At 32.6% G+C, this 24,333-nt stretch carries 18 protein-coding genes; 7 read left to right on the top strand and 11 right to left on the bottom strand.

What is annotated here, in order from left to right:
- From P8J93_00885 to P8J93_00855, 7 genes are all read right to left on the bottom strand, one after another.
- Nucleotides 1-669, bottom strand: coding sequence for an NADH:ubiquinone reductase (Na(+)-transporting) subunit D (locus P8J93_00885; protein ID MDG2060358.1), 669 nt, complete (start codon nt 667-669; stop codon nt 1-3).
- Nucleotides 662-1,459, bottom strand: a complete 798-nt coding sequence (locus P8J93_00880; GenBank protein MDG2060357.1) for a Na(+)-translocating NADH-quinone reductase subunit C — start codon at nt 1,457-1,459, stop codon at nt 662-664. The genes P8J93_00885 and P8J93_00880 overlap by 8 nt, the downstream gene beginning before the upstream one ends.
- A 1-nt stretch (nt 1,460) precedes the next feature.
- The gene (locus P8J93_00875) at nt 1,461-2,663 is read right to left on the bottom strand and encodes an NADH:ubiquinone reductase (Na(+)-transporting) subunit B (GenBank protein MDG2060356.1); all 1,203 of its coding nucleotides are present in this window, start codon (nt 2,661-2,663) and stop codon (nt 1,461-1,463) included.
- Nucleotide 2,664: 1 nt separating this feature from the next.
- Nucleotides 2,665-4,017 carry a Na(+)-translocating NADH-quinone reductase subunit A gene (locus P8J93_00870; GenBank protein MDG2060355.1) on the bottom strand — a complete coding sequence of 451 codons (1,353 nt, stop codon included), beginning with the start codon at nt 4,015-4,017 and terminating at the stop codon, nt 2,665-2,667.
- Nucleotides 4,018-4,114: 97 nt separating this feature from the next.
- Nucleotides 4,115-5,587: a glyceraldehyde-3-phosphate dehydrogenase gene (locus tag P8J93_00865; protein ID MDG2060354.1), complete on the bottom strand. Its 1,473-nt coding sequence runs from the start codon at nt 5,585-5,587 to the stop codon at nt 4,115-4,117.
- A 2-nt stretch (nt 5,588-5,589) separates the two neighbouring features.
- Complete coding sequence (locus tag P8J93_00860) at nt 5,590-6,717, bottom strand: acyl-CoA dehydrogenase family protein (GenBank protein ID MDG2060353.1); 1,128 nt, start codon at nt 6,715-6,717, stop codon at nt 5,590-5,592.
- Between the two features lie 4 nt (nt 6,718-6,721).
- Nucleotides 6,722-7,912, bottom strand: coding sequence for an acyl-CoA dehydrogenase family protein (locus P8J93_00855; protein ID MDG2060352.1), 1,191 nt, complete (start codon nt 7,910-7,912; stop codon nt 6,722-6,724).
- Between the two features lie 93 nt (nt 7,913-8,005).
- Here P8J93_00855 and P8J93_00850 point away from each other — a divergent pair, with 93 nt between their 5' ends.
- Together P8J93_00850 and P8J93_00845 are read left to right on the top strand one after the other, a co-directional pair.
- The gene (locus P8J93_00850; GenBank protein ID MDG2060351.1) at nt 8,006-10,951 is read left to right on the top strand and encodes a CarD family transcriptional regulator; all 2,946 of its coding nucleotides are present in this window, start codon (nt 8,006-8,008) and stop codon (nt 10,949-10,951) included.
- 2 nt (nt 10,952-10,953) lie between these two features.
- A complete protein-coding gene (locus P8J93_00845; protein ID MDG2060350.1) occupies nt 10,954-11,871 on the top strand; it encodes a CsiV family protein in 918 nt (305 codons plus the stop codon).
- Here P8J93_00845 and P8J93_00840 read toward each other — a convergent pair whose 3' ends face one another.
- Nucleotides 11,872-13,263: an exonuclease domain-containing protein gene (locus P8J93_00840; GenBank protein MDG2060349.1), complete on the bottom strand. Its 1,392-nt coding sequence runs from the start codon at nt 13,261-13,263 to the stop codon at nt 11,872-11,874.
- An 8-nt stretch (nt 13,264-13,271) separates the two neighbouring features.
- On the bottom strand, nt 13,272-13,856 hold the full coding sequence (locus P8J93_00835; GenBank protein ID MDG2060348.1) for a NifU family protein: 585 nt from the start codon (nt 13,854-13,856) through the stop codon (nt 13,272-13,274).
- A gap of 138 nt (nt 13,857-13,994) precedes the next feature.
- Here P8J93_00835 and metH point away from each other — a divergent pair, with 138 nt between their 5' ends.
- From metH to P8J93_00815, 4 genes are read left to right on the top strand one after another with little or no spacing between them, the layout of a single operon-like run.
- Nucleotides 13,995-17,651: a methionine synthase gene (metH, locus tag P8J93_00830; GenBank protein ID MDG2060347.1), complete on the top strand. Its 3,657-nt coding sequence runs from the start codon at nt 13,995-13,997 to the stop codon at nt 17,649-17,651.
- On the top strand, nt 17,644-18,711 hold the full coding sequence (locus tag P8J93_00825) for a tRNA (uridine(54)-C5)-methyltransferase TrmA (GenBank protein MDG2060346.1): 1,068 nt from the start codon (nt 17,644-17,646) through the stop codon (nt 18,709-18,711). Before metH ends, P8J93_00825 begins: the two co-directional genes overlap by 8 nt.
- Nucleotides 18,711-19,895 (top strand): acyl-CoA dehydrogenase family protein, encoded by a 1,185-nt coding sequence (locus tag P8J93_00820; GenBank protein ID MDG2060345.1) that lies wholly within the window; start codon nt 18,711-18,713, stop codon nt 19,893-19,895. Before P8J93_00825 ends, P8J93_00820 begins: the two co-directional genes overlap by 1 nt.
- Nucleotides 19,895-20,983, top strand: a complete 1,089-nt coding sequence (locus P8J93_00815) for an acyl-CoA/acyl-ACP dehydrogenase (GenBank protein ID MDG2060344.1) — start codon at nt 19,895-19,897, stop codon at nt 20,981-20,983. Before P8J93_00820 ends, P8J93_00815 begins: the two co-directional genes overlap by 1 nt.
- A gap of 4 nt (nt 20,984-20,987) precedes the next feature.
- Here P8J93_00815 and P8J93_00810 read toward each other — a convergent pair whose 3' ends face one another.
- The gene (locus tag P8J93_00810; protein ID MDG2060343.1) at nt 20,988-21,917 is read right to left on the bottom strand and encodes an FAD-binding protein; all 930 of its coding nucleotides are present in this window, start codon (nt 21,915-21,917) and stop codon (nt 20,988-20,990) included.
- On the bottom strand, nt 21,914-22,666 hold the full coding sequence (locus P8J93_00805) for an electron transfer flavoprotein subunit beta/FixA family protein (protein MDG2060342.1): 753 nt from the start codon (nt 22,664-22,666) through the stop codon (nt 21,914-21,916). Before P8J93_00805 ends, P8J93_00810 begins: the two co-directional genes overlap by 4 nt.
- A gap of 96 nt (nt 22,667-22,762) precedes the next feature.
- Between P8J93_00805 and P8J93_00800 the strand changes: the two genes are divergently transcribed.
- Nucleotides 22,763-24,333: electron transfer flavoprotein-ubiquinone oxidoreductase (locus P8J93_00800; GenBank protein MDG2060341.1), on the top strand; the 1,571-nt coding region annotated here is incomplete at its 3' end.

Raw genomic sequence — 24,333 nt, 5'->3', positions numbered from 1 at the left:
TTAGGTGCCTACTTTGTCGTCATCTAGACTATTTCTAGTAATTTTAAATTGAGGTTCTTCAACTTGAGCAGTTTTCCAAGTCCTAAGACCCCATATTAGAAATCCAATAATAAAGAATGAACTAGCTGGCAAGAGCATAAAATTATTACCTTGATACCATCCACCATTTTGGACTAATGGTAATATCTCTATACCAAAAAAGGAGCCAGCACCTAAGAGTTCACGAAAAAATGCAACTATCAGTAAAATAACACTATAGCCTAATCCATTTCCTAGTCCATCTAGAAAGCTATGCCATGGTGAATTTTGCATAGCATAGGCTTCAGCTCTTCCCATTACTATGCAGTTAGTAATTATTAGTCCTACAAAAACACTTAGAGTCTTACTGCTTTCATAGTCATAAGCTTTTAATAATTCATCCACTAAAATAACTAAAGAAGAAATTATAGTCATTTGAACTATTATTCTTATATTAGTTGGTATGTGATTACGGATAATAGACACAAAAAGGTTTGAAAAAGAGACAACGGTAGTTAAGGCAATACACATTATTAAAGTTACTTTCAAATTACTTGTTACTGCAAGAGCTGAGCAAATTCCCAGAATCTGAAGTGCTATGGGATTCTCATTGAATATAGGCGTAATAAGGGCCTCTTTAGATTTAGACATTAGTAATTTCCTCAGAAGAAAGACGTTTTTTTATTTTTTTAATGAAGGGCAAATAGCCTAAATCTCCAAGCCAAAAAGAAAGTAAATTAGATACGCCTTTGCTAGTTATCGTTGCACCCGAGAGTCCATCTACTTGATAATTAGAATTTTGAGACTGTTTATTAACAGTTCCTTTTATAACTGAAATTAAGACCTTGTATTCATCTCCATAAATCTTTTTTCCTTTCCAGATGTTCTTCCACCTTGGGTTGTCAACTTCAGCTCCCAGTCCAGGCGTTTCTTTATGTTCATAGAACTCTAAACCAATTATTGTTTGCAAATCTGGTTTTAATGCTAAATATCCATAAAGTGTACCCCACAGGCCATAACCTCTAACGGGAAGGATGATAGAAGATAATTGATCTTTGTCATAATGTAAAAAAATCTTTTGATAATTCTCTCTTCTTTTTAGTATCGCAATGTCTTGATCAGAACTTAAAGCTATTGATGTATCAATGTTTCTTGCCAGTAACTTTGGATCAAAGTTTTCTAAATCCATAGAATCTACAAATTCACCACTTCTTAAATCTAATATTTTTTCTTCTATAGAAGAAAACAGTTCTTCTATAGATTTATTTTGTTCTAAAAGGCCTGCTGATGCTAAAACTTTAGACTGTTGATCTAATTTCTTATTAGCATTTTGTATATCCCGAAGTCCAACTGCTGCTGAAGAAATAATGGCTGAGCATATTAGACAAAGAGTTATAGCTACAAATATAGTTTTTAAAATCGTGTCATTATTTTTAATCATGTTATATAGATTTTAATCTTTGTTTAATATTTCTCTCTTGAACAAAATGATCAATAAGGGGAGCAAAAAGGTTTGCAAAAAGAATTGCTAACATCATACCTTCTGGAAAAGCAGGATTTATTACTCTTATTAAAACAACCATAATTCCTATTAAAAAACCATAATACCATCTTCCTAAGTTTGTATGAGATCCTGAAACAGGCTCTACAGCCATAAAAACAAGACCAAAAGCATATCCTCCTATAACAATATGCCAATAAAAGGGTAAAGAAAACATTGGGTTAGTGTTTGAACCTATCAGGTTAAAGATATTAGACATGAAGAAAGATCCTAATAACACTCCTAGAATAATTCTCCATGATGCTATTCTGGTATATAACAAGACGAGAAGTCCTAAAAGAATAAATAAAGTGGATGTTTCTCCAACGGAGCCTGGAATATTTCCAATAAATGAATCTATCCAACTATAGCTGATAGAAATTCCTTCTAAACCTTCTTGGGCTCCTATTCCTAATATAGTAGGAGAGCTATATCCATCTAAAGCTACCCAAACAGAATTACCAGACCAATGTACTGGGTAAGCAAAATATAAAAAAGCTCTTCCTATAAGAGCTGGATTGAGGAAATTCTTTCCAGTACCACCAAATATTTCTTTGCCAACTACAAGTCCAAAACTTATTCCTAAAGCAACTTGCCACAATGGTGCATCAGGAGGGCAACATAAAGCAAATAAGATAGTGGTGACAAATGCTCCTTCGCTAACTTCATGACCTCTGACTATTGCGAAAATTATTTCCCATAAAATTCCGACTATAAAGGTTACTAAATAAATAGGTATAAAAAAGCAAGCTCCATACCACAAGCAATCTATTAAACTATTAGGATCGTATTCACAGAAGAGATTAATAAAGAAGAGGTGCCAGTCTTCTTTTGGTAGTATATTATTAACTTCCATAGCTGAAAGGGCTTGAAAGCCAATGTTATACATTCCATAAAACATTGCAGGCCATGCAGCCACCCAAACTACAACCATAATCTTTTGTATATCAGCAGAATCACGAACATGTATTAGACCAAAAGTTCTCCTTTCAGATGAGTAGAGAAAATTCTCTAGCACATCAAATATTGGAAAAAATTTACTAAGAACTCCATTTTTTCCAAAGTTAGGTTTTATATTGTCAAGAAAATTTCGTAATGGTTTCACCTTATCCCTCAGCCTCTATAGAAGAAAGATTTGATCTCAAAATAGAACCAAAATCATATTTACTAGGACAAACATAACTGCAGAGCGCTAGATCTTCTTCGTCTAACTCTAAACCTCCTAAAGCTTGAACCTTTTCTGTATCCTTTAAAACTAAATATCTTAAAAGTATTGTAGGAAGCAAATTATAAGGAAGCACCTCTTCATATATCCCTATTGGCACTATAGATCTATCTGCTCCATTCATGAGTGTTTTTAAACCTAATAATTTTGTAGGAAAAATAGAATGAGCGAATAAAGAAAGTTTAGAATGTTTATTTAAGCCTGGCATCATCCAATTCAAGAATTCTCTATCTGCCATACTAGACTCTTCAAGAACCGAAACTTGAGTATGAAACTTTCCTAAATAAGCAAAAGGTCCTACAGCCTCTCTGCCATTTATAACAGATCCAGATATTATTCTATTATCAGAAAGTTTTAATTGGCCCGCACAAAGTTCATCAGTGCATGCCCCTATTCTTACCTTTAATATCCTTGGACTTTCTACTTGAGGTCCGCACAGACTAATATATTTATGTATAGGTATTCTTCCATTTAAAAATAAATAACCAAGATTTATAACATCAGAATAATTAATGCTCCACAATATATTTTTTAGTGAGGCTGGCGAAATATGATGCATATGTGTTCCTGATAGACCTGAAGGATGGGGCCCATCAAAGATTCTATGATGAACATTTGGAAATTTAAATTCCTCAGAACTAAAATCTTTTGAAGTGCAAAGATAAATTTTAGAGTCTAAGAAACGACTTAATATAGAAATGCCAGCATGAAAATTATTTCTTTCTATAGAAATCACTTCATTAGGATTTAAAGAAAGGGGATTTGTATCCATACAGTTTATAAACAAAGATTCTGGAAATGAATCTATGGATGGAGTTTTACTAAATGGTCTAGTTCTGAAAGAAGTCCATAGACCTGAATTTATTAACTGCTCTCTTATCTTAGAAGGATCTATAGTATGCAGTTCGTTAGATTTATAAGAATTAAACTCTTTAAAATGTTCTTCTTTATCTAAATTTATGACTATAGATTGCAAAGATCTTCTGGCACCTCTATTTATAGATTCAATTTCTCCTGATCCAGGGGAAGTAAATACCACTCCTTTATTTTTTTTATCTTCAAATAATATATCACCTGCTTTAACTGTATCTCCTTCTGAAACAAGCATAGTTGGTTTCATTCCGACATAATCGTCTCCTAACAAACCAACAGATCGCGAAGCAGACATGGTAACAGCAGCACTGTTTGGGGAGCCCTTTAAGGGAATATTCAAACCTTTTCTAATCCTAATCATGCCCTCTCAATGTAGATTAAAAACCTATTAGTGGCTATTTACTAAGAAACTTATGGGTGCGTATTATAGAGATCGTTAGTAGAATTATCTACCAAGATTACTCAAAATTAGGGTATCTTTTAAAAGAAATTCCTGTTATTTGCTTAACAAGCCCCAAAAGTTGAGTACTATATCCAAATTCATTGTCATACCAAATATAAAGAGAACAATTTTTATCGTTACAAATAGTAGCTTCCGAGTCAACTATACAAGCATGCCGACTACCAACAAAATCAGAAGAAACTACTTCACTAGAGTTAGTAAAATCAATCTGGTTTTTAAGAGCTGAGTGAAATGCTTTTTGCCTGAGCAAGTTATTAATCTTTTCTTTGGAAACCTGTTTATTAAGGTTTAAGTGCATTATAGCTAAAGATACATTAGGTGTAGGTACTCTGATAGCATTTGCCGTCAGTTTACCTTTTAACTCTGGAAGTACTTGTGCTACGGCTTTACCGGCACCTGTTTCGGTAATTACCATATTAAGAGCAGCACTTCTGCCTCTTCTAGATTTCTTATGTAGATTATCAATTAAATTTTGATCATTTGTATATGAGTGCACACTTTCTATATGACCACCAACAATACCAAACTCTTCTTGTACAACCTTTAGGACGGGAACAATTGCATTTGTAGTACAAGATGCAGCTCCTATGATCTTATCTTCTGAATTAAGAATCTTATTATTGATGCCATGTACAATATTTTTAATACCATCTTTTCCAGGAGCAGTTAAAAGAACTTTAGATATTCCCTCATTAATAAGATGCTTACCTAGGCTTTCACTGTTCCTCCATACTCCCGTATTATCTATCAAAAGAGCATCTTTAATACCATGATTAGCATAATCTACAGAATCAGGATCTTTTGCGTAAATGACTTTCACTTCACAACCATTTATAACCAGCATATTTTCTTCTTCAACCACTCTAATAGTACCCTTAAATGGTCCATGAACAGAATCCCTTCTCATCAGGTTTGCTCTTTTTATTAAATCATCATCTCCAGAGTTTCTTACCACTATTGCTCTGAGTCTGAGATTCTTTCCTCCACCAGAATCTTCTATCAATAGCCTTGTTAAGAGTCTACCAATTCTACCAAATCCATAAAGGACAATATCCTGGCTATTCGATTTATTTTTCTCTTCTTTATCTATTAAGTCTTTTAATAAGTCATTAACGAATTGTTCTAGTGGAACCTCTTTGTCTTCGTAAAGAAATGCCGCTGCTATGATTCCAATATCAATTTCCGATTCACCTAAGTTAAGCTCAGATAGAATCTCAACGACTTGATAGGTTTCAAATTCACTTAATTCATTATTTTCAGCTTCTCTCACAAAACGATGAGCTATCATAATCTCAGAAACAGATAAATTAACTAATGGTTTACCGTATAAAAGAATATGGACATTATTCCTGTAAAGTCTTCCAATCGAAGGTAGCATCTCCTCTGCTAAAGCTTGTCTGTATTGAAAATCACCAAAAGCATCAGTAGGCCTTTCTGGTCTTAATCTTTTATCTGGTATATCTGGCATTTTTAAAGTTCAGAATATCTTTTTAAATGAAAATCAGCATTTCCAAATATAGTATTTATTGTAGTTAGTCTTTTAAAGTAATGACCAATATTCAACTCGTCTGTTACTCCCATTCCTCCGTGTAACTGAACGGCTTGTTGACCAACTAGTCTTGAGGCCTTGCCAATTTGATACTTTAATCCAGAAATTGCTTTAGAGGAATCTTTTGCAGATTCAGCAAGTTTCATTGCACACATGTACAGAAGAGATTTTGATTGCTCATATTCCATAAACATATCTACCATTCTATGTTGTAGTACTTGAAATTTTCCAATAGGTTGACCGAATTGTTTTCTTGTTTTCGTGTATTCTACTGTATCTTTATATAAAATCTCCATAGCACCAACTGCTTCAGCACAGATAGCCAAAGTTGCTACGTCTATAGCACTTGATAAAGGATTCAACCCTTTATCTAACTCTCCTAATAATGACGAGTTATCAATTTTTACATTTTCAAGAGTTAGTTCTGATGCTTTTTTACCATCCACAGTTGAGTAGCTTCTTTGAGAAAGACCAGGCAAATCTTTATTAACAATAAACAGAGAAATTCCATTTGGTTCTGTTTGACCTCCAGACGTTCTAGCTGAGACAATAAAATAATCTGCAGAAGGACCATTCATAACAACACATTTGTAACCATTTAATGTAAACCCTTTATCTTCTTTAGCGGCGGTTGTAGTAACATCTGATAAATTGAATCTACTTTGAGGTTCTGCAAATGCAGTTGCTAATTGAACTTTTCCTGTAATAGCTTTTTCTAGAATCTCTTTTTGTTGTTCATTTGAACCAATTGAATCTAATAATCCAGCTCCTAAAACTATGGTTTCTAGATAGGGCTCTAAGACAAGACCTTTACCAAATTGCTCCATAATAATCATAGTATCAATCGCAGAACCGCCAAATCCACCAGATTTTTCGGAGATACTTAGTCCTAACCAACCTAATTCTCCAAAGGTATTCCAATTATCTTGACTAAAACCTTCATCTAAAGAAAGAATTTTTTGCCTAGTTTCCCAGTCATAATCTTTTGTTATAAATGATTCTACTTGATCCTGGATCAAGGTTTGTTCTTCGCTGTATGTAAAGTCCATAATTTTAAAGTCCTAATATTGCTTTTGCTATAACATTTCTTTGTATTTCATTACTTCCACCATAGATTGACACTTTTCTATAATTTAAATAATGAGCCATCCCAGGAGCAGCGTAAGATGGTCCTATTGATGCATTTGAACCAAGTTCATTTTCAGGTATAAATGGATGGGAGTAATAACCCATCATCTCAATAAAAAGCTCAGAAAGAGTTTGCTGAAGTTCTGTTCCTTTTATCTTAAGAATAGATGATTCTGGTCCGGGTGCTCCTCCTGAAGATAATGCTGAAAGAGTTCTTAATTCTGTATATTCAATAGCAGATAGCTCTATCTCGGCAGCGAATAACTTATTCATAAAAAATTTATCATCCATTAAGGTGCCCTCTCCCAGTGGTGTTAAGGAAGCTATTTCTTTCATCTTGTTTAATTCTCTTTTCAAGGAGGCCAAGCCAGCTATTCCAGTTCTTTCATGCATAAGAAGAAATTTAGCAATATTCCAGCCTTGTCCTTCCTCCCCTACTAGATTAGATATAGGGACTTCAACATTTTCAAAAAAGACCATGTTAACTTCATGCGATCCATCTATAGTTATAATAGGTTGCACTTCTATACCTGGAGTCTTCATATCTATTAAAAGAAAACTAATACCCTCTTGCTTAACGTCAGTAGATTCTGTTCTTACTAAACAAAATATCCAGTCTGCGTGCTGGGCTAAAGTTGTCCAAGTTTTAGTGCCATTAACTATATAACAATCGTCATTTTTTACCGCTTTTACTTGGAGTGAAGCTAGATCTGATCCTGAACTTGGTTCCGAATAGCCTTGACACCACCAAACATCACTATTAATAATTCCTGGTAGATGCTCTTCTTTTTGCTCCTCTGTTCCAAATGTATAAATTACAGGACCGCACATATTGACTCCAAAAGGAATTAGAATTGGAGTATTTTCTGATGCTAATTCATTTTGAAAAATATATTTTTGAGTTGGAGACCAGTTAGTTCCTCCGTACTCTTTTGGCCAATTTATGGCAAAATAATTATTCTCTGCTAATATTTTTTGCCACCTCACTATTTCTTCTTTTTCAAGAGGAAGTCTGTTATCTTGCTTCTTTTTTATATCGAGAGGATAAAAATCTTCAATAAAAGATTTAATATCTGCTCTAAATTTAAGATCTTCTTGTGAATACGTTAAGTCCATTTATTTAATTTTATTTTATTTAAGAAGATTATTATTATACACCTTGCTAATTGAAAAAAAATATTGAAACTTATTTAATTGATTACAAATAAAATGGATTTAGACGAATTATTACAAATTAACTCCTCTAATCTTAAGTCTAAATTAATAATTACTAAGACTTCTTCTGAGGCGGAACATTTAAAAGAAAAGCTTGTTAGTCGCTATAAAAAAATTGGGCTTATCCCTAATACTGAAACCCTACCTTACGATTTCTTTTCTCCACCTTCTAATTTAATTAATGAAAGACTTTATGCTTTAAGTCAAAACTTTTCAGAAAATAAAGCACTGACTATCATCTCTATCGATACTTTAATAAGTCCATCGCCAAAACCTCAGCAAATTCTTAATAAATTTGGAGATCTAAAAGTTAACGATAAGTTAAATAAAAAAGATTTTATTGAAAGCTTAATGAGTGAAGGATATTCGCGTGTAGAAATAGTCAATGAAATAGGTACCTATGCAGAAAGAGGTTCAATAATAGATGTTTATATAACTAGTTTAGAAAACCCTATTAGAGTTGAACTTTTTGATGATGAAATTGCATCTATGAGGTTTTTTAATACAAAAGATCAGTTAACAATTAATAATGTAAATGAAATTCAGCTTAAAACTCCATATGAATATCCCCTTGATAAGGAATCTGTTGATATGTTTAAACAGAACTGGAGGTCTAGTTTTGATTCATATGAAGAAGATTGTGAAATTTTTAGGTCAATATCTAAACAAAAAAAATCTTCGGGTGCTGAAATGTACCTACCTTTTTTTTACGGAAATAAATATTCACCTATTGATTACCTTAAAAATGTCTCATTAGTATTTATAGATGAAAAATTTAAAGATTCTTTGAATGATTTTAGGGCGCTAATTAATTCTAGATTTGATGAATACGGGCACGATCAAGCAAGACCTCTAATTCACCCAGATTTACTTTATTCAACTTCCGATGAACTTAATACTTTCCTTGAAAATAAAGAATTATTTTTTTACAAAAATAATATAGATATCTTAAGCTCATCAAATGAAGCAATTCAGGACGTAAATGAAAATAATAATCCATTTACTTTAGACCTTAATTCTTTACCTGAGCCTGGTGAGAGAGTTGTTCACTTATCTCATGGAATAGGTTTATTCATAGGTCTTAAAAATATTGATACAGGTAAGGAGATAACTGATTGTTTGGAGATAGAATTTGCTGAATCCAGTAAATTATATGTTCCAATTCATTCTACCGATTTAATCTCCAAATATTTTGGACCTGATAATATAAAATTAGACTTCTTGGGCTCAAAAAAATGGCTTTCTAGAAAAGAAAGAGCATTAAAGCAATCATTTGATGTAGCAGCTGAGCTTTTAGAAATACAAGCTAAAAGAATTGAGGCTGTTTCTAAAAAATATATTATTCCAATGCCAGATTATGATGAATTTTCTAAAGGTTTTCCCTATCAAGAAACATCTGATCAACTCAGAGTTATTAATGAAGTAGAACTTGACCTAACCGCAGATAAACCAATGGATAGAATCATTTGTGGAGAAGTGGGTTTTGGGAAGACTGAGGTTGCTCTTAGAGCAATTTTTATAGCGTGTTTTAACAATAAACTAAGCTGCATGTTAGTCCCTACAACGTTACTAGCACAACAACACTATGATAATTTTATTGATAGGTTTAAAGGTTTCGGACTAGAAATAGAATCTTTATCGAGAAATAAATCTGATAAAGAAAGAAGAGATATTTTACAAAAATTAAGTGATGGATCCTTAGATCTTATTATAGGAACTCATGCCCTTCTTCAAGACTCTATAGTTCTCAATAATCTTGGTCTTTTAATTATAGATGAAGAGCATAAGTTTGGTGTAAGGCAGAAAGAAAAAATTAAAAAAATTAAAGATGATGTAAATGTATTGAGTCTTTCAGCTACGCCTATACCAAGATCTTTAAATTTAGCTCTTTCTGAATTAAAAGATCTATCAATTATCGCTACCTCACCAATAGGAAGGGTACCCGTAAATACTTTTGTTTATCGTTATAACGAAAACTTGATAAAAGAAGGAATCCAAAGAGAACTTATGCGAGGAGGTCAAGTTTATTATTTATGTAACGATCTAAACTTAATAGAGGATAGAAGGCTACGATTAAAAAAATTATTTCCCAATACGGAAATATCAATAGCTCATGGAAAGATGAAGCCCAAAGACATTGAAAAGGTGATGATTAATTTTCAAAGCAATAAAATATCTATTCTAGTTTGCTCTACTATTATTGAAAGTGGCATAGATATACCTAATGCCAATACTCTAATAGTCGAATCTGCAAATAAACTTGGCTTAGCCCAACTCCATCAACTAAGAGGTAGAGTAGGAAGATCTAAAAGGCAAGCTTTTAGTTATTTTCTTAAAGATTCAGGAGAAAGAAACTCAAAGTCAGAAAGCAGATTAGAAGCTCTGATGGAATCAGACTCCTTATCAGCTGGATTTCTTTTAGCGATAAAAGATTTAGAGATCCGGGGAGCAGGAGAGCTATTAGGCTCAAAACAAAGTGGTGCAATAGAATCAGTAGGTCTTGAAATGTACATGAGGTTGTTAAAAAAGACCGTAAAATATTTAAAAGAAGGTTTGATAAATGATGATATAAATTTACTGGAAGACAAAACTATTATAAATTTAGGTAAATCAGCTTATATCCCTTCAAACTATCTCCCTGATATTAATCAAAGACTCCTTGCATATAGTCGTATATCAAACTCCTTAAGTCCGGATGAATTAAAAGAAATACAATTAGAAATGATAAATAGATTTGGTCTTTTACCAGAAGAAGTCAGGTCCTTGATGATTCAAACAGAGATAGCTTTATTAGCAAGGCAAAAAAATATTAAAGAAATCAATTCTTATGGAGAGTATCTAATACTTAAATTTACCAATGGTTCTTCACATAGTTTAAAAAAAGAAGAAGAGAAAGATGAGTCTTTTAATTTTTTAGTAGAATATATATCAAAAATATAAAAATGAAGAGTCTAAAGGTAATTTTATTAAGTTTTTTTGTTCTACTGACGGGCACATCCCTTTATGGTAAAGATATTAAAGACACTATTAAAATTTTTAATCAAAACCCTGATAAATACCCAAGTTATAAAGTAAGTCTTATAATTTTTTTAAATGAAAATAAAGACTCTGGCCTAGATGAAGAGGTATTTAAGAAATTAGGACCTTTTAAACACAAAGATCAGTTGATTAAACTTCATAATATTCCGGAGTTACTTGTAGAGCAAGAGTCATTGGATGAGGCTTTTAATTCAGATCTTAATAATCTCATAACCTTAGAAGAGATTAACATAAATATAGAGAGTTCAAGTGAGTTAGAGGCAACTAAAAAAGGTCTAAATGTGCAATTTTTTGAAAATCTAAGAAACGATAAACTAGATTTAGATCTAATAGTTTCAAGACTCAAGAGAGAAAAAGATTATACTATTATATATTCAAAATCCTGGTATCAGCCTATATTTTCTTACGATTCTAGAAATTTTATTCACATTGATTCAAAGATTAACAATATAAAAGTATATGGTTATATTAGTCACTACAAAGAAAAGTACTTACATTCTGAAATGCAACTAAGATATTCTATAGAAGATGAAAATGGATTAGAGTATAAAGAACCTAAAAATTTAATATTTTTCAATGACTTACAGAAAGGTATTAAATCTAATAATTTAGAGTTTCGAAATCTTTTAAATCAAATAATGAACTTTGATTTTTCAAATCCCTTGGGATTAAAAGAAAAAAAGGAAAACTTAGAAGTAGATCCCATTAAAAATTTTAGTGATTTATATGAGATTAAAGAGGAACGAAAAATTGATGACGGTTTGTATAATTATTTTGATCATCCCTATTTTGGTGTCCTTATTAAAGTTGAATCCTTATAGTTAGATTGATTCTAAGTAATTAGATAGCTGCGTAAGTATATTTTTATTTTCTCCCTCTGCATCTTCCAAAAGTTTACTTGTTCTTTTCTTGCATTTTTCTAAAGTAAGCCAAGGCCCTTCGTCATAAAGTCTATTTTGTAAAAATTCATCATACTTTCTCATCATTAACTCTGTCGCAAATTCTGGTCTATTAGAGCATAAAAGCCTTTCAGCTAAATCCGTATATCTTGAGTCATCAAAACCTTCAATTAATTTCTCTCTATCTTCCCAAGGTGATGTATTAAATCTCTCCATCCACAAACTATCAGATTCTGAAGCAAAACCAGAATATACAGTTTGTTCAAGATATTTATGAGGTGGATATGTGACTTGATTATTAGTTAATAGATCTGAAATTCTAGATTGAAGCTTAGTATTGTTCTTAATTTTTAATGCCCTATCTTCTAATTGTGAGATAGGAATATCTATATAGTTTTCAATATTATCTATATCTAAGTAGTTTATTATCGGCATAGATTTATTAATTCTTACTTTTTTAATAGCGGAACCATTTAATGCAATCTGCTCAAGTAACTCAGAATCAGATAAATCATCTAGTTCGTCAGGATCAAAGTATAAATCTGCTACTGCAACTTCATTATTCATTTTTCTATTTTGGCCACAAAAGGTAATAGGATAGGTAAATTTATCTCTACGGACTATTTCTCCCATCATAGCAAACCCTTCTGATTGAAGAATATCTAAGTTTCCTTGTTTAGAGGCTCCCTGGATGGATGCTTTCCAAGCTAAAGGAGCTGTTTCGATTACCTTTTTGGAAAGCTCTACCATTAAATTACAATCTGCAAGAGCATCATGTGCATCATCTGATGATACTTCGTTAGCTTCAGCCCAGTCTGTAAGCTTCATGCTCACCCTTCCTTCTATAAGAGGCAGGTTAAGTGAGTTAGGAAAAAAATTAGCAATAACTTGAAAAGTTGAGAGCATATCTAATCTTGTAGCTCCATCCATATTTGTTATGTAAGATGGAAGCAGGCACCAAAAGAATTGTCTTCGAAATAATTCTTCATCAAATCTATGCCCATTATAGGTAATATAAATGGGTCTATTTTTAACAGACCATTCTAGCCACTTCTCTCTTAGCTCATGCATCATCTCATAATGACTTTTATTATTGATACCTAGGCAGTCTGTTTTTTTATGAACTAATAATGCATCTGGACTAGGCAATATCCATGGAAGCAAACTACATCCTATATCTTGAGTATCCAAGACTTTAATATCTTCATCTGTAAGAATTGACCCTACTTGGATGATCTGATCAAAAGTTATATTGAGACCAGTTGTTTCTGTATCGGTAAATATATAGCAAGAATCTGAATTTGGATTTGACAATATTAAAATTATTTATAGTAAGCGTTATCTTTTAAAGAATGATCCGTTACATCGAGTACAGATTTCAGATTCGGTACTTTTTCTAAAAGTGTTTTTTCAACACCATCTTTTAAAGTTACATCCACCATTCCACAACCCTGACATCCTCCACCAAACTGCAATATCGCAGTTTCTTCATTTAAAATCTCAACTAATGACACCTCACCTCCATGCGAGGCTAGGCTTGGATTTATCTCTGAGTATAAAATATAATTTATGTGTTCATCCATCCTTGCGTCCTCGTTTAATTGAGGAATCTTTGCATTTGGAGCCTTGATGGTTAACGTTCCTCCAAATCTATCAGATGAGTAATCTACAACAGCATCTTCTGTGTATTGCAGGGTTTGGGTTTCAATAAATACTTTGAGATTGTCTAAATCATTTGTCATAAATGCTTCTAGATCATCATCTTGTTTTGCATAAGCTATACATGTTTCTGCTTTTGGGGTGCCAGCTTCAGCAACAAATATTTTAATACCTAAGGTATTTTCTTGTTTATTTAAAAGTTCTTTTAAATAATCCTGTGCTGAATTTGTAATTTCTATTCCTGCCATATATTTATTTTAACAAGAAAAAAATAATATTTAAGTTTATTGTTCACCTTTTTAAATAACACTGTTAAATATGATGTGGTAACTTTAAAATACTACACCTGTACTAAATTCAAATATTTAATCAAGTAACTTAAACTTATGATCTTAGAAAAGGATTTTCAAAAACTCCTAATGTCCAAGGTTCTGCTTTTAGATGGGGCTATGGGGACCATGATACAAGGACATAAGTTGACAGAAGAAGACTATCGAGGTTCTCGCTTTAAGGATTTTGAACATGATCTAAAAGGAAATAATGATCTTTTAAGTTTAACTCAACCTAATTTAATTAAAGAAATCCATCTTAGTTTTTTAGAAGCAGGCAGTGATCTTATAGAAACGAATACATTTAATTCTAACTCTATTTCACAAGACGACTATAAACTGCCTGAAATTACTAAAGAATTAAATATAGCGGGCGCTCATTTAGCAAGAGAAGCGATAAATAAATCAGGTAAAAAGGCGTATGTAGTTGGTTCTATCGGGCCTACTAATAAAACAGCCTCTCTGTCACCTGATGTTGCAGATCCTGGTGCACGAAATATAGATTTCGATACGCTGGTATTCAACTATGGTGAATGCATTGATGGGTTACTGGAAGGAGGTAGTGACATACTTATGTTAGAAACTATATTTGATACACTAAATGCTAAAGCTGGAATATTTGCTTACCTACAAAAATGCGAAGAATTAAATAAGAAAATACCTCTAATAATATCTGGCACTATAACCGACGCTTCTGGGAGAACATTGTCAGGACAAACACCAGAAGCTTTCTGGACTTCAATGAAACATGCCAATCCATCTGCAATAGGCTTTAATTGTGCTCTTGGTGCTGAACAATTAAGACCTCACCTTTACTCTCTAAATAGAGTAGCAGATTCACCTATAAGTTTACATCCAAATGCCGGCTTACCAAATGAAATGGGAGAGTATGACGAAAGTCCAGATCAAATGGCATCTACTATAAAAGAATTTCTTGACGATAAATTACTTAATATAGTTGGCGGGTGTTGTGGAACAACACCGGAACATATTGCTGCTATACATGAAATATCTAAATCAGCTAAACCGAGAAAAGCTACATCACAAAAAAATGAAACTGTTTTAAGCGGCCTAGAAATGCTTTCAATAAATGATAATTCATTATTTATAAATATTGGAGAAAGAACAAATGTAACAGGATCAAAACGGTTTTCTCGGCTTATAGAAGAAAAGCAATACGAAGAATCTTTGGAAGTTGCCAGAGAACAAGTAGAAGCAGGCGCTCAAATAATCGATATAAATATGGATGAAGGTATGCTTGATTCTGAAAAGGAAATGGTTCATTTTCTAAAATTAGTAGGGTCTGAACCAGATATTTGTAAAGTTCCTATTATGATTGATTCTTCTAAATGGGATGTAATAGAAGCAGGCTTAAAAGTGGTCCAAGGAAAATGCATTGTTAATTCTATAAGTTTAAAAGAGGGAGAGGAAGAATTTATACAAAAAGCTACACTTTGTAAAAAATATGGAGCTGCAGCTGTAGTTATGCTGTTTGATGAAAATGGACAAGCAGACTCTTATCAAAGAAGGTGTGAAATTTCAAAAAGAAGTTATGATATTTTGGTAAAGAAAGTTAATTTTAATCCTGAAGATATTATTTTAGATCCTAATGTATTTGCCGTAGCTACAGGTCTGGAAGAGCATGTTAATTATGCTCAAGACTTTATAGAGTCATGCGATTATATTTCTAAGAATCTGCCCTTTGCCAAGATTTCTGGAGGAATTAGTAATGTTTCATTTTCCTTTAGAGGCAATAATAAAGTAAGAGAAGCAATGCACTCTGTTTTTCTTTTTCACGCAATTAACAACGGCTTATCTATGGGGATAGTAAATGCTGGGCAATTAGAAGTTTACGAAGACATAGAAACTGAATTAAAAGAATTAATAGAAGATGTAATTCTTAATAAAAGAAGCGATAGCACTGAAAGATTGGTTGATGTAGCACAAAGTTATATGTCAGAAGGAAACACAAACAAGGCTCAAGTATTGGAATGGAGGAAACTTGAAGTCAGTGAAAGAATTTCACATTCTTTAGTGCATGGAATTAATAAATTTATTATAGAAGATGCCGAGTTAGCTAGACAAATCCTACCTACCCCTATCGAGGTTATTGAGGGTCCATTGATGAGTGGCATGAATACAGTTGGAGATCTTTTTGGATCTGGAAAAATGTTTTTACCTCAGGTAGTAAAAAGTGCAAGAGTAATGAAAGAAGCGGTTGCCTATCTAGTTCCTTATATTGAAGAAGAAAAAGACGGTGCTCTAAAGTCTAATGGAAAGATAATTATGGCAACTGTTAAAGGAGATGTTCATGATATTGGTAAAAATATTGTAGGGGTTATATTGCAATGCAATAATTTTGAAGTAATAGATTTAGGCGTCATGGTTCCAGCAGATAAAATACTAGATGTTGCTGAGAAAGAAAAAGCTGACTTTATTGGTTTAAGCGGATTAATTACCCCTTCTTTAGACGAAATGATCCATGTTGCTGAAGAGATGACAAGAAGAAATCTGTCTATACCCCTGTTAATTGGAGGGGCTACTACATCTAAAGCTCATACTGCGTTAAAAATAGAACCTAACTATAAAAAAGGACAAACAATTTATGTAATAGATGCTTCAAGAAGTGTAGGCGTAGCCCAACATCTTGTCAGCAAAACAACAAAAGATTCTTTTATCCAGGAAACTAAAAATGATTATGTAAATGTAAGAAAAAGACTTCTGGATAAAAAAACAAATCCTTTGATGTCTATGAAGGACGCAAATAAAAATAAACTTAAGCTTGATTGGAAAGGATATAAACCGACTAAACCTAAAAAACTAGGAGTACAGTCTTTTAAAAATATCTCTATAAAAGAATTAAGGGATTACATAGATTGGACTCCTTTTTTTAGATCTTGGGATCTAACAGGTCAATACCCAAAAATACTTAAAGATGATGTAGTTGGAGAGGCAGCTAAGCAGTTATTTAAGGACGCAAAAAAAATGTTATTAGAACTTGAAAAAAATAAGTTAATAAAAACAAGAGCTGTGATAGGTTTTTGGCCTGCTAATCAATATGAAGATAATAGTGTCAAAATATTTAAGGTAAAGAATTCTAAAGAGATAATGACTCTGAATTTTTTAAGACAACAAAAATTTCAAGGAAAAGGAAATCATAATCTTTGTTTGGCAGATTTTATTTCACCTGAATCAGGTGAAGAAAAAGATTATATTGGTGGATTTGCTGTAACAGCTGGATTGGGTGTTGAGAAAAAATGTAAAGAATACGAAGAAAATAATGATGACTATTCTTCTATTATGTTGAAGGCTTTAGCTGATCGTCTTGCTGAGGCTTTAGCTGAATATATGCATCGAAAAGTAAGAACTGACTATTGGGGTTACGATACAGAAGAACAGCTCTCAAATGAAGATCTTATTAAAGAAAAATATATTGGTATACGTCCAGCTCCAGGTTATCCAGCTTGCCCTGATCATTCTGAAAAAACTAAACTCTTTAAGCTACTAGATGCTTATAATAATACAGGCATAGAATTAACAGAAAATTTTGCTATGTCTCCCGCCGCCTCAGTTAGCGGTTGGTATATATCTAATAAAGATAGTAAATATTTTGGAGTAGGTAAAATTGGAGAAGATCAAGTACGGGAAATATCGAATGCTAGAAAAGAAGATTTTGAAGTTACAAAAAAATATTTAAGACCAAACATTGACTAAGGATTACTCTAAAAAATACTTAACTCAATTTAATGAAAAGAAATTAATTTTTACTGATTTTTTTCAAAACTATACTTCTGATCTCAGTTTTTACAAGTCTCCAGAAAAAGGTTTTAGAACTAGGGCTGAGTTTGGGTTTAAATCTCATAATGCTAATTTAAATTTTACAATGGTTCAAAATAAAACTAGGTTTAATGTTGATAAATTAGACATATGCCATCCAAAAATTAATACTTTAATGGGGATGTTAAAAGAAGAACTATCTTTTCATAAAGAATTATATGATTATTTATTTCAAGTTGAATTTCAAGTTTCCAGAAATGAAGATTCATTTATTACTCTAATCTATCATAAAGTATTAGATTCTGAGTGGCATAAAGAAGCTCAGTTACTTAGTAAAAAAATATTAAGTTCTATAATCGGGAGGAGTAGAAACCAGAAAATTATCATCGGCAAAGATTTTATAGAAGAAGAATATAAGGTCTGCAATTCAAATACCAAAATACTTTTATATGAACAATGTTTTAGCCAACCAAACCCTTATGCTTGTGATCATATGTTAACTTGGACAAAAGAAAACATCTCAAATTATGGGAATTTAGTGGAACTTTATTGCGGTATCGGCACTTTTACGATACCACTTGCATCTTGTTTTGATTCTGTTCTCGCTACTGAAAATAATCGTTCTTGTAGAAATGGTTTAATGCAAAATCTATCCATCAATAATATAACTAATGTACATACAGGCAGGTTATCTGGAGAAGAAACTCTTGAAGCTGTCCTTGGAAAACGTCTTTTTAGAAGGCTTGATAATATAGACCTCAGGAATAATAAATATGAAACTTTGTTTTTAGACCCTCCTAGAGATGGTTTAAATGATTACACTATAGATAAGATGAAAGATTTTAAACAAATTATATATATGTCATGCGGTTTTAATTCATTAATTAAAGACTTAAAAAAAATTAATAAATCTCATAATATAGTCAAAGCAGCCCTTTTTGATCAATTCCCTTTTACTGATCATATGGAAACTGGTGTTTTGCTCACTTTAAAATAATGGATATTGAATTTACAAAGAAACAACAAAAATTAAGATTTCAATTAAGGGAATATTTTGATGATCTATTAAATAAAGATTTAAAAAAAGAACTAACAAATGGCTTAACAGATGGTGGCGGAGGACCGGAATTTAAGAAAGCACTAAAAAAAATAGGTAAAGATGGGTGGATAGGTTTAAGTTGGCCAAAAAAATATGGGGGCCAGGAAAGATCTACCTTAGATCAATATATATTTACTGAAGAAGTGATGAGATCTGGATTTCCTTTCCCTTTCCTAACTACAGAATCTGTTGGACCCACAATAGCTGAATATGGAAATAAAAAAATAAAAGATGAAATCATTCCTCAAATCCTTGCAGGAGAGATCGTTATAGCAATAGGGTATTCTGAACAAAATGCAGGTACTGATTTGGCCTCTTTAACAACTAAGGCTGAAAAAAAGGATAATTCATGGTTGATAAATGGTCAAAAAATGTGGACAAGTTTGGCTGATTATTCTGATTATATTTGGCTTGCAGTTAGGACAGATCCTCAATCTAATGACCATAAAGGGTTATCGATGATGCTAGTGCCCTCTTCTTGCAAGGGAATTACAATTAACCCGATCTTTACTTTAGGTGACGTCAGAACAAACACAACCTTTTATGATGATGTCAAAATTCCTCAAAAATATCTAATTGGAGAAATCAATCAAGGTTGGAAATTAATTACCGGTCAGTTAAATAGAGAAAGAGTTTCTTTAGTGAATAATGCACCCATAGAAAGGGCTCTAGAGGAAGTAATTAATTGGGCTAAATTGGTAGAAATAGATCAAAAAAAAATGTTGATAGATGAACCCTGGGTTCAGAATAATCTTGCGAAAGTTAAGGTAGGAGCTGATGCTTTAAGAATCTTATGCTGGAAACAAGCTTGCGCCTTAGATAAAGAAGAATTACATATGGCTGATGCATCAGTTGTGAAAGTATATGGTAGTGAATTTTTTATAGAAGCTTACAGATTACTAATGGAAGTATTGGGGATTGAATCTTTGTTAACTAAGAATTCTGAAGGCAGAATAATAGAAGGAAGATTAGAGATGCTCTATAGAGTTAGTTCTATACTAACTTTCGGAGGAGGCACAAATGAAATTCAAAGGGACATAATATCAATGGCTGGATTGTCCATGCCGAGGCAAAAAAGGTAATGGATTTCTCATACACCAATGAACAAATGCATCTCCAAAACTTAGTTAAAAATATTTTAGCTAATTACACTAATGCAGATGACGGAAAAGTATTTAATCCATTTTGGAAAATACTAGTAGATACAGGCATCTTAGGTTCTAGCCTTCCTAAAAAGTACGGAGGAACAAATTTATCTTTTTTGGAGTCCTGTATTGTGGCAGAAAATTTAGGATTAAAAGCTGTTATTAGTCCTTTTATAGTAACTACCTCTTCAGCTATTGCTATTGAACAATTTATTTCTAGTTCTCGTAAATTAAAAATTCTATCTGATATCGTTAGAGGTAGAAGCATAGTCACTTTAGCCTTAAACGAAGAAAATATAATAAATCCATTTATTTGCAAAACTAAAATAACTAAAAAAAATAAATTATTAATACTTAATGGTTCTAAAGTATGCGTTCCTTATGCTAAAGAATCAGATTATCTCTTAGTTTCCTGTTTAATGAATAGCAAGATAGAAGTAGTTCTTATTGATACAAATAGTCCAAATATAGAGTTCAAAGAACAAGCTACATCTACAGGAGAACCGCAATATATAGTAAATTTTCAAAATTTAAAGATAGATCAAGATTTTGTATTAAGATGTGACGAAAATAATGGATTAGAGATTCTTGAAAGAATAATAAATAAAACAGTTACTTTATTTTGTTCATATTCAATAGGCCTAAATGAGAGTATGCTCGATCTAATTACTTCATATACAACTACAAGAGAAGCCTTTAAAACACCTATAGCTAGTTTTCAAGCGGTAAGCCATAGAGCTGCTAATTGTTATATTGATATAGCTTGTCTTAGAGCTGTTACTCAACAGGCTATTTCTTCTTTATGCAAAAAAAAGGAATCAAGTCAATCAGTTGCCATTGCTAAAGTGTGGTGTGGAGATGTATGTCATAGAACGAGTTATTCTGCACAACATTTACATGGGGGTATTGGTATAGATAGAGAATACCCTTTATTTCGGTTTTGTCTTATGGCTAAACAATTAGAATTAACTTTAGGATCCTCCCAATTCCATTTAACAGAAATAGGTAATAAAATATCTCAATAAAAAGTTAAAGTTTTGATTCAAGTTCAGGTAAGGCTTCAAATAAATCTGCTACTAATCCATAGTCAGCAACTTGAAAAATTGGAGCTTCTTCATCTTTATTAATAGCTACTATGACTTTGCTATCTTTCATTCCAGCTAAATGTTGGATGGCACCTGAAATACCAACTGCTATATAAAGATCAGGGGCTACAATTTTACCCGTTTGCCCTACTTGCATATCATTAGGAACAAAACCTGAATCTACAGCAGCCCTAGATGCTCCAATCGCAGCACCTAATTTATCTGCTATCCCATTTAGTAGTTCAAAGTTATCACCATTTTGCATTCCTCGACCACCTGATATGACAACTTCAGCTGCAGTTAATTCTGGTCTATCTGATTTAGCTATTTCTTCCTTAATAAATTTTGATACTGACGCATCAGGAGAAGATTCAATACTTGAAATCTCTACTTGAGTTCCATTAGATGAACAAGCATCAAATCCAGTAGTCCTGATAGTTAAAACTTTTATTGAATCTGTACTTTGTACAGTCGCTATGCAGTTACCAGCATAAATAGGCCTCTCAAATGTATCTGGGCTTACTACTGCACTAATATCTGAAATCTGTGAAACATCCAAGAGAGCAGCAACTCTGGGCATAAAGTTTTTACCATTACTAGTTGCTGGAGTTAATATGTGGCTATAATCTTTACCTAAATCTTTAATCAGTAAAGATATATTTTCAGCAAGGCAATTTTTATATAACTCATCATCAGCTACTAAAACTCTAGATAGACCCGATACAGAAGTGGCTTGCTCCCCTACTGTGGCACAATTAAATCCGGCTACTAATAAATCTATCTCGCCTCCAATTTCTGAGGCTGCTGTAACTGTATTTAGAGTAGAGCCTTTAAGTTCTTGATTGTCATGTTCTGCTATTACTAAAATTTTCATGAGATCACCTTTGCTTCATTTTTTAATTTATCTATTAGTTCTTCAACAGATTCAACTTTAATTCCTTCTGCTCTTTCAGGTGGAGGAGTAACTTTTAAGGTATTGATTCTTGGAGTTGCATCTACACCAAGGTCCTCTGGAGTTAGAGTGTCCATAGGTTTCTTTTTAGCTTTCATAATATTAGGTAATGAAGCATACCTTGGCTCATTTAAACGTAAATCTGTAGTAATAATAGATGGTAAAGTTAACTCTAAAGTTTGTAGCCCTCCGTCAACCTCTCTAATGACTTCTAGAGATCCATCATTAATCGTTATTTCAGATGCAAATGTTCCTTGAGAATAACCAAGAAGAGCAGCTAACATCTGCCCAGTTTGATTTGAGTCATTATCTATAGCCTGTTTGCCTAGTATTATTAACTCTGGTTTTTCTTTTTCTATGACGCCTTTTAATAATTTAGCTACCCCCAAAGGTTCAACTTCAATATCTGTTTCCACTAAGATAGCTCTATCTGCTCCTAAAGCCAAAGCAGTTCTTAATTGTTCCTGAGATGCAGATGTACCTACTGAAACAGCAATAACTTCTTCAACCTTACCACTTTCTTTTAATCTAACAGCCTCTTCAATGGCTATCTCGCAGAATGGATTAACAGCCATTTTAACATTTGCTAGATCGACTCCAGAACCATCTGACTTAGCTCTGACCTTGACGTTGTAATCAACAACTCTTTTAATTGGAACTAATACCTTCATAAAATACCTTTAAAATGATTATAATGTAGATGCGCGCGTATTCTATAACTGCTGAACCAACCAGACAATTAAAAAATAGAATAAATTATGGAAGAAATAAATAGAGAATCAATGGAATACGATGTAATCATCGTAGGTGCTGGACCAGCGGGTTTGTCTGCTTCAATAAAAATTAAACAACTTGCAGCTGAGAGTAATAAAGAAATTTCAGTATGCGTCATAGAAAAAGGTTCAGAAGTTGGAGCACATATACTTTCTGGAAATGTATTTGATCCAAAAGCTTTAAATGAACTTATACCTAATTGGAAAGAATTAGATGCACCCTTAAATAGTCCTGTAAAAAAGGATTCAGTGAGATATATGTTAAATGAAAAAACTATGATTCCAGCTCCTGTTTTCTTTATGCCAACATTTAACAATCATGGGAATTATATAACTAGCTTAGCTAATTTATGTCGTTGGTTGGCAGAGTATGCTGAAAATTTAGGAGTTGAAGTTTTTCCAGGATTTCCAGCATCTAGCTTAATTTATGAAGAAAATATAGTTAAAGGAGTTTCTACAGGGGATATGGGAGTTTCTCAAAATGGAGAAAAGAAAGAGAGCTTTGAAGAAGGCATTGATTTAATTGGTAAATATACTCTTCTAGCAGAGGGGTGTAGAGGTCACCTTGGAAAAGAAATTATAAATAAATATTTATTAGATGAAGGTAAAGATCCTCAACATTATGGAATTGGCTTCAAAGAAGTATGGGATATTGATCCAGACATACATGAAGAAGGGTTAGTGATACATTCATTGGGATGGCCAAGTAAAAGTACTCCAAGTGGCTCTTATTTTTATCATGGAGAAAATAATCAAGCATACTTGGGATATGTAGTGCCATTAGACTACAAGAACCCTTATATAAGTCCATTTGAAGAATTTCAACAATGGAAACATCACTCTTCTATAAAGAAGTATCTAGAAAAAGGGACCAGAGTTTCATATGGTGCTAGGGCTCTTATTAAGGGAGGATATCAATCCAGACCAAAAATGTCTTTTCCGGGAGGCCTCTTGATAGGAGATGATGCTGGAACACTGAACTTTCCTAAAATAAAAGGAACACATACAGCAATGAAATCTGGCATGTTAGCTGCTGAAACTATTTTTGAAGCATTTAATGATGAAAATTTTGATGCTGATTTATTAAACTATGAAATTAAATTTAAAGAATCTTGGCTATACACAGAACTTTATAAAGCACGTAATTGGAATCCTTTTTTACATAAATTTGGGGCATTGCTAGGTGGAGTTTTAGCTACTATTGACCAATTGATATTTAGAGGTAAATTACCTTTTACCTTAAATCATACAACCCCAGATTATGCTTGTACTGAGGAAGCAAGTAAGCATGCTAAAATTGAATACCCTAAACCTGATGCCTCTTTAAGTTTTGATAAACTATCGTCTGTATTTTTATCTAATACTAATCATGAAGAAGATCAACCATGCCATCTTCAACTAAAAGATGCCTCAATACCGATCAGTGTTAATTTGCCTTTATATGACGAACCTGCCCAACGTTATTGTCCTGCCGGAGTTTATGAGGTTGTTGAGAAAAATAATGAGAAAAAATTTGTAATTAATGCTCAAAATTGTGTTCACTGTAAAACATGTGACATCAAAGA

Source organism: SAR86 cluster bacterium, assembly GCA_029268615.1.
GTDB lineage: Bacteria > Pseudomonadota > Gammaproteobacteria > Magnimaribacterales > Magnimaribacteraceae > JAQWNM01.
This window is presented reverse-complemented; position numbering and strand designations above follow the sequence as displayed.